The 309-nt window shown below is 41.4% G+C and carries 1 protein-coding gene; it reads left to right on the top strand.

All coding sequences use genetic code 11. The features are described 5' to 3' along the window. Nucleotides 1-101 precede the first annotated feature (101 nt). On the top strand, nucleotides 102-309 hold a 208-nt coding region (locus tag CWB72_RS20435; protein WP_138635251.1), incomplete at its 3' end, for a CBS domain-containing protein.

The raw sequence follows: 309 nt of genomic DNA, 5'->3' as shown, positions 1-309 counted from the left end.
ACACATTGAAAAAACAGAACAAACCAATCAAAACAATCCATTTTACCAAAGCAATCTCAGCCGCTACTCTCACACTACACACAAACACCGCGAGAAGTATGATGAGTAAACTCTATGTTCGTGACATCATGTCACCTGATTTCCCACTGTTAACCGCCGAGACTGAACTAACCGACGCAATTAGTTTGCTACAAAAGCATCATTTAATTGGTGCGCCAGTGATTGATGCACAGCGTCATCTTGTTGGATTTATTTCAGAGCAGCAGCTACTCAAGCCTTTGCTTAATTCCAGCTACTTTTGTGATGGTA

The organism is Pseudoalteromonas phenolica, assembly GCF_005886345.1.
GTDB classification, from domain to species: Bacteria; Pseudomonadota; Gammaproteobacteria; order Enterobacterales; family Alteromonadaceae; genus Pseudoalteromonas; species Pseudoalteromonas phenolica_A.
This window is presented reverse-complemented; position numbering and strand designations above follow the sequence as displayed.